Origin of the sequence: Nocardia araoensis NBRC 100135 (assembly GCF_000308435.1) — a bacterium.
In the GTDB taxonomy this organism is placed as follows: Bacteria; Actinomycetota; Actinomycetes; order Mycobacteriales; family Mycobacteriaceae; genus Nocardia; species Nocardia araoensis.
In genome coordinates, this window is sequence record NZ_BAFR01000150.1 from 1 (window position 1) to 6,832 (window position 6,832).

Annotated in this window: 8 protein-coding genes; 2 read left to right on the forward strand and 6 right to left on the reverse strand. The window is 69.1% G+C overall.

Translation table 11 applies throughout. The features are described from left to right. Window positions 1–4: 4 nt before the first annotated feature. From ON21_RS20695 to ON21_RS20715, 5 genes are all read right to left on the reverse strand, one after another. Window positions 5–481 (reverse strand): roadblock/LC7 domain-containing protein, encoded by a 477-nt coding sequence (locus ON21_RS20695; RefSeq protein WP_245562664.1) that lies wholly within the window; start codon window positions 479–481, stop codon window positions 5–7. Beyond that, window positions 478–1,311, reverse strand: a complete 834-nt coding sequence (locus ON21_RS20700) for a hypothetical protein (RefSeq protein WP_039799990.1) — start codon at window positions 1,309–1,311, stop codon at window positions 478–480. Before ON21_RS20700 ends, ON21_RS20695 begins: the two co-directional genes overlap by 4 nt. Next, window positions 1,301–1,687: a hypothetical protein gene (locus tag ON21_RS20705; protein ID WP_039799997.1), complete on the reverse strand. Its 387-nt coding sequence runs from the start codon at window positions 1,685–1,687 to the stop codon at window positions 1,301–1,303. The genes ON21_RS20700 and ON21_RS20705 overlap by 11 nt, the downstream gene beginning before the upstream one ends. A 443-nt stretch (window positions 1,688–2,130) precedes the next feature. Continuing rightward, window positions 2,131–4,080: a vWA domain-containing protein gene (locus ON21_RS20710; RefSeq protein ID WP_039799991.1), complete on the reverse strand. Its 1,950-nt coding sequence runs from the start codon at window positions 4,078–4,080 to the stop codon at window positions 2,131–2,133. Window positions 4,081–4,093: 13 nt separating this feature from the next. Then, window positions 4,094–5,488: an ATP-binding protein gene (locus ON21_RS20715; RefSeq protein WP_039799992.1), complete on the reverse strand. Its 1,395-nt coding sequence runs from the start codon at window positions 5,486–5,488 to the stop codon at window positions 4,094–4,096. A gap of 86 nt (window positions 5,489–5,574) precedes the next feature. Here ON21_RS20715 and ON21_RS20720 point away from each other — a divergent pair, with 86 nt between their 5' ends. Continuing rightward, window positions 5,575–5,727, forward strand: a complete 153-nt coding sequence (locus tag ON21_RS20720; protein ID WP_039799993.1) for a hypothetical protein — start codon at window positions 5,575–5,577, stop codon at window positions 5,725–5,727. A gap of 20 nt (window positions 5,728–5,747) precedes the next feature. Further along, window positions 5,748–6,086, forward strand: coding sequence for a VOC family protein (locus tag ON21_RS20725; protein WP_039799994.1), 339 nt, complete (start codon window positions 5,748–5,750; stop codon window positions 6,084–6,086). Between the two features lie 248 nt (window positions 6,087–6,334). Here the strand turns inward: ON21_RS20725 and ON21_RS20730 are convergent. Then, the coding region (locus ON21_RS20730) for a hypothetical protein (protein ID WP_039799995.1) at window positions 6,335–6,832 on the reverse strand (498 nt) is incomplete at its 5' end.

Here is a 6,832-nt window from a genome sequence, read left to right on the forward strand (position 1 = left end):
CCTTTCAGTGGGTTTTCGTTGCTTGTTCGCTTCCCGCGTCGGTCGTGGCGGACGTCAGCAAGTAGGCGATCGTGCGGGCCGTTGGACGGGATTCCAGATGCAGTCGGCCGACGTTCACCTCGGGAGCGGCCAAGATGGTCAGCGAGGCCCAGCCGGCCGCGTAGATGACCACATGACCGCCGGTGCCGTGCACCACCACCTCACTGAACCCGCCGCCGTGCGCGGTGGCGGCCAGCCGGTGGGACAACGACAGCTGGGAGGCGGCCATGGCGGCCATCCCGTTGGGCTCGATCTCGGGGGGCAGATCGTGGGCGATGAGCAGACCATCGTTGGATGCCACCAACGCGCCGGTCAGCCGCGGGACACGATCGCGAAGTGCCTGTAGCTCCGTGAGCACCGCCGCGTTCGGTTCGGGTCCGGACATCGCCACCTTGGTAAACCTTCCCATGAAATCGCCGAGCAGTTTCTTCCGCGCGGTCACGCGAGCTCCTCCAAAGCCGCTTGCAGGCGGACGAGCAGGTCCGGGTCGGGCGGCTCCAACCGGTCGGCGACCGGGGCCGGTAGCGCCGAGTGCCTGCCACGACGCCGGGGAAGTCGGCCCGCCTCGACGATCACCGGCGCGACCGCAACGGGCTCGGTGCACACCGGCTCGGCGGCGACCGGTCCCGCCGTCGGCGGAACCGACGTCGCGGAGGGCGGCGCGATCAGGCCCGCCGCGGTCAGTTCCCGCACCGCCACCAGACAGCCGTAGGTGGTGCGGCCCAGTTCGCGGCCGATTCCCGCGACGCTGCGCCTGCCATCCGCGGCGGCCAGCACCTCGGCCTGTCCTCCGGTGAGCACCAACCGCCGTCGCCGCACCCGGCGGACCGGCACGACGGCGACGCGATCGACCAGGTCGGCAGGCCACGGCCCGGACTCGGGATCACCGCGTCGCGCGCATTCCCGCACCAGAGCACGGGGCGCGATGTGGCAGACCGGGGCAAGCCAGTGCGGTGGGGACGGCCGAAACTCCGGGACGGCGGGCGAGGCCAGCAAGAAGTAGGCGGCATCGAAAACCGACAGCATCGCGAGGGTTTCCAACCGTGGCCGTCCCAGCACACGGCCCGGCTCCCCCGCATCGGCGCGCCGCCAGTCCTCGGCGGTCGCCACGCCCGCTTCGACGACCAGCCGGTCCAGCCCGGTGGTGCGGCGGCAGTCGGCGGAAACTATCGCGCCTTCGGCGAGATGGAACGCGCCGTCGCCCGCGTGCAGCACCCCCGTACGTCCTTCCTGTTCCAGCCGCCGTAATTCGACCGCGAGTTCAGGGCTCATGAACGTCCTCGGCCGATTCGTCGAGAATTCGGTGCAGTTGGTATCGCGCAATCGCGAGATTTCCGGCGTCCGCATCGAACAGCACGTGTACGAAAATCCGGCCGTCGAAATCGCCGTTCACCAGGTTCAGCAGGTGATATCCGCGGGTGCCGCAGACGATGATCTCGGTGACGTCGTCGCCGTCGGTCGACAATGCCGGACAGGCGAGCACCGTGCGCACCACATCCGTTGTGGCAGCGGCATCTTCGTGCTCGTCCACCAGGTCGTGCCTGCCGTCCGCGGCGATCGCCAGACCGCTCGCGCCATCCACCAGCGTCACGCTGCGCGCACCGGGAATATCCATGATGCGTTTCAGACAGCCGTCGATTCCGATCACACGCGCCACCACTTGTCATGGGAGGGGTTTACGGGTTCCAGACGCTACACACGGGCACCGCGCGATGTACAGCAAATCGGTGAGAAATTTCCGGTAAAAACCATCGTCCCTGGAAAGGGAGAATAAATACCTTTCGGTATTCAAAACCTATCGGTATTCAATACCCTTCGGTTTTTCGTTCCGAACGCCGATTCGGCCACAATAAATCCTCGATACGGCCGCTCCACTGCCTCCGTGCCACATTCACGACACGCCTGCCGACCGCGCGTGCACGAACGTGTACCGCCGGTGCGGGCACGGCTGCGCGAGTCTTGTCGCTGTGCGCGGCGCACGACGGCAGGGCCGGTAGTGATCTCGCAGCAATCGCAGCATCGACGATTTCGCGCGCAAGCCGACCGACCTCGCGGTCCGGCGCATCGACGCCCGCCCGACCAACCGCGACTTCAGCGCCTGCCGCGCAAATAGTCGCTGACCACCGCGGCGCCCAAGCCGTCCAGATCGGGCGCAACCACGCGGCCGCCGCTGCGGCGGGCCACCAGGTCGACGAAAGCGGCCAGGCGCGGGTCCTCGCCGAGCATGAACACCGTCACCGACGCGCCCAGCTTGGCCAAGGCGTCGACCTGCGCCATCGTCACGGCCAGCGTGCGTTGCGCGGGTGGCCAATTGAAGTAGGTCTCCCCGTCCGGCTCCAGGTGGGCGGTCGGCTCACCATCGGTGACGACGAGCACGACCGGTACCGCGTCCGGGTGCCTGCGCAGGTGCGCCGCGGCCAGCAGCAGTGCGTGGTGCAGGTTGGTGCCCTGCTCCCAAACCCCTTCCAGCGCGGTGAGTTCGCCGATGTCGACGGTCGTCGCGTGCCTGCCGAAGGTGATCACACTCAGCGCGTCGGACCGGAACCGGGTGCCGATCAGATGGTGCAACGCGAGCGCGGTGCGCTTCATCGGCACCCATCGACCGTCCTGCACCATCGACCAGGACGTGTCGACACACAACGCGACCGCAGCCCTGGAGCGCTGCTCGGTCTCCATGATCTCGACATCCGAAACATCCAGTCGCACTTGCCGATTGCCCGTCGACGCCGACCGCAGCACGGCATTGCGCACGGTCCGCGACACGTCCCACGGCTCGGTGTCGCCGAAGCGCCAGGCCCGGGAGCCCCCGGTCGGCTCACCCGCGGCACCGGACAGGGCCGTGTCCCGTTCGCCGCGCCGAGAGCGCAAGCGCCCGACGACATCACGCAGCGCCGCCTCGCCGAGCCGCCGCAGAGCCTTGGGCGTCAACCGGAGCGAGCCGTCCTGCGCCCGCTCGAAGATGCCCTGCCCGCGCAATTCGCGTTCCAGTTCGGCCAGCCGCGCGGCGTCCACGCTCGCGTCCGCGCCGAGATGACGTTCCAGCGCGTCCAGATCGATGTCCTCCAGCCGGGCCCCCGCGTAGGACTGGCCGAGTTGCTCTGCGAGCGCGTCGAGTTCGGCCAGGTCCTGCAGCGCCTGCGCGCCCGCGCCGAGGCCGAGCGGATCCTCGCCGCGGAACCGCCGCGCGGAATTCCAGTCCTCGCCGGGACGCAGCGCTCGCAGATGCGCGTCCAGCGCGGCGACCTGCTGGGCGATCGCCGGATCGCCGAATGCCTGGCCGATCAGCTCGGACAGCTCCGCCCGCTGCTGCTCGGACATCGAATTCATCATGCGCTGTGCGGCGGCGGCGCGGGCCGCGAGCGCGTCGATCAATTCCTCGGTGTCGCGCGGGTTCTCGGGGAAGAACTCGCCGTGCTCGGCCATGAAATCGGCGAACCGCTGCTCGGTGTTCTCGCCCCTGGCGTGCGCGGCGAGCAGATCGTTCAGGTCGGACATCATCCGCCTGACCCGCTCCACGTCCTCCGGAGTGGTGTTCCGCAAAGCCTGTTTCATGCCCTGGAAGCGCGATTCCAGCAGCTCGCGGCCGAGCAGGTCGCGAATCTTCTGGTAGTTCTCCCTGCCGGTCTCCGATCGCCAGGCGTAGTCGGCGAGTTCGGTGACGGCGGCGGCCGTGCTCGACGGCAGGGCGTCCAGCTGCGCTTCGGCGAACCTGGCGTCGTCGGAGGGGTCGGGGAACAGCGCGCCGCGCTCGGCTTCCAGCGCCGCTTCCAGCAATTCCCGGACCTGCTGCAACGTACCGTCCAGCCGGTGGCTGCGAGCGATCTCCGCGCGGCGCTGCCACAACCGGCGGGTCAGCTCCTCCAGCCCAGGCATGGTGCGGGTGCCGCGCCGCAACAGCTCTTGCAGGGCGTTGCGGGGCGAGCTGCCCTCCATCACGTCGCGACCGATCCGGTCCAGCGCCTCCCGCAGGTCGAGCGGGGGCGCTAGGGGATCGGGCCCCTCGTGGTACGGGCCGTAGGAGTAGCGATCGGGAATCGTCACGACGCGTCGCCGATCATCGGCCGTACACCGCCAGACCGTCGTCGGAGTCCTTCGCGATCTGACGGGCCAGGAACAGCGCCTCCAGCGCGAACTCGACGGCCGAGGCGATCCGGGGCGGCGGATCGGCCGCGTCGACGCCGAGCCGGGCGGCGACTTCGTGCAGCACGGGCAATTCGGGCAGCGCCGAGAGAACTTCCTGGCCCGGCACGCGTTCCCCGGTGGTGACCAGGTGCCCGTCGCCGACCGCATCGGCCAGCGGCCGCAGGTTCAGTCCGCCGAGCAACGCCCGTGCGGTCTCGGAGAACGAGCGACGCAGCAGATGGGTGAGATGTTCCTGCTCACGCCCCTCCTCGCCGGACTCGAACTCCAGCTTGCCGCGCAACACCGCGGGGACGGATTCCAGGTCGACCGGACGCGCCACGGCCGGACTCTCCCCCGTCACCGCGGACCGGCGCAACGCCGCCGCTGCCACCGTCTCGGCCGCGGCCACGGCGAAGCGCGCGGAGACGCCGGACCGCTGGTCGATCGCGGACGACTCGCGCAGCTGCCGCACGAATCGGGCGAGCACCTCGATCAGCGGATCGCCCACCTCGGCCACCAGCTCGGCCTCCTGGCGCACCAGCGCCACCTCCGCCGCGACGCTGAGCGGGTAGTGGGTGCGGATCTCCGCGCCGAACCGGTCTTTCAGCGGCGTGATGATCCGGCCGCGGTTCGTGTAGTCCTCCGGGTTCGCGGTGGCGACGAGCAGCACGTCCAGCGGCAGCCGCAAGGTGTAGCCGCGGACCTGGATGTCGCGTTCCTCCATGACGTTCAGCAGCGCGACCTGGATACGTTCGGCGAGGTCGGGCAACTCGTTGATCGCCACGATGCCGCGATGCGCGCGCGGAACGAGTCCGAAGTGGATGGTCTCGGGGTCACCGAGGCTGCGACCCTCGGCCACCTTCACCGGATCGACGTCGCCGATCAGGTCACCGACGGAGGTGTCCGGCGTGGCGAGCTTCTCGGCGTACCGCTCCGAGCGATGCCGCCACGCGACGGGCAGATCGTCGCCGAGTTCGGCGGCCAGCCTGCGACCGGCCGGGCTGATCGGGTCGAGCGGATGTTCGCCGAGTTCGGCGCCCGCGATCACGGGCGTCCATTCGTCCAGCAGGCCGACCAGGGTTCGCAGCAGCCGGGTCTTGCCCTGGCCGCGCTCGCCGAGCAGCACGACGTCGTGTCCCGCCAGCAGGGCGCGTTCCAGCTGGGGCACGACGGTCCGGTCGAACCCCACGATGCCGGGCCACGGGTCGCCGCCGGAACTCAGCAGCGCCAAGAGGTTCTCGCGGATCTCGGTCTTCACGCCACGCGGCAGGTAGCCGGCCGAACGTAGTTCGCCCGCTGTGGTGGGCAGGTGTTCGGGAACTTTCACGAATTCGACGCTACGTCCATTCCGCCATCGGGTCGACCGAAAGAAATCGGGTGAGCGTTAGGTTGCTAGCATGCTAGCATCGACGAGTGGGTGACGAGGAAGTGAAGCAGTTCAACGTGTACTTGCCGATCAGCCTGATCAAGCAGGTGAAATTCCGCGCCGTCGAGTCGGGCACGTCCCTGTCCGCGCTGGTCGCGGATGCGTTGCGGGCCTATCTCGACGACACCCCGAACAGCTGAAGCGACCGAAGGAGAGCGATATGGCGACGAAGGGCATCGAGGGCGTGCACGTGGAGACGCACAACTGGGGCAAGACGGCGAGATTCTTCCTGGCCCTCGGCTACGAGCCGGAATTCACCACCGACCACAACTCCGGACTGTTCCGCAACGGCGACGGGCCCTATGTCTTCATCGCGGAGATTCCGCGCCATCAGACGCCCCGCACCCAACTGGTCCTGACCGTCACCGACGCCGACGCGTTCCAGCCGAACGCCGATATCGACGTGGTCGCGCCGTTCGAGGCAACCCATTACGGCACAAAGGAAATGACCGTGCGCGATCCCGACGGGCGCACCTGGAGCCTGCAGGCTCAGAGCTGAGCACACGCCACGCCGAGGCCCCGCGACCGATACGCCGCGCCTCGATGCGCGTTCACACTCCGGCACGCCGTTCCGGGTCACCGTGTCACGCGGCGATTCCGGGCTGACCGTCTCCGACGTGCTGTTCGTGGCATGAACGGTCAGGCCCGGCGGACGCGCCGGGAGCGGGCCGACCAGTGCACGAACCCGCCACGGCAGTTGGGCCGAACAGCGTTGTCGCCGAAGCGATTACCCGACGGCCCGCTCAGTCATCGGGTGCTGAGCTGAGGTTCGCTGGACGCGTGCGGTGCGCTCGCGGCGGCGGTGCCGTCCGATTCACGCGTGATCGGAGCGGGATTCACGGCACCGGCCGCCGTGACCTGTTCCATCCGCGGCGAGTGATCGTCGCCATCGACGCCTGGGGTGTAGTGCTGGGCCATGCCCGCACCGATGGCTTCCAGGGCACGACCATTCGAATCAGGGTGCGTCTGGGCCGCTTCGGGGCGAGCGACGTGCTCGATCACCACCTCCGCCGCGCCACGTGGCGTCGACTCAGCCGCCTCCGTGCGCGCGAACTGCTCGGTGACCACCTCCGCGACGCCGGGATGCGTCGGCTCGGGGTGCGCCCCGACCGCCTCCGAGTGCGCGAACTGCTCGGTGACCACTTCCGCCCCGGCATGAGCCGTCGGCTCCTCCTCGGCGATTCGGACCCGCGCACCATGCTCGTCGGCCGCCTCCGCGAATCCGGGAACATCCGGCTCGGACCC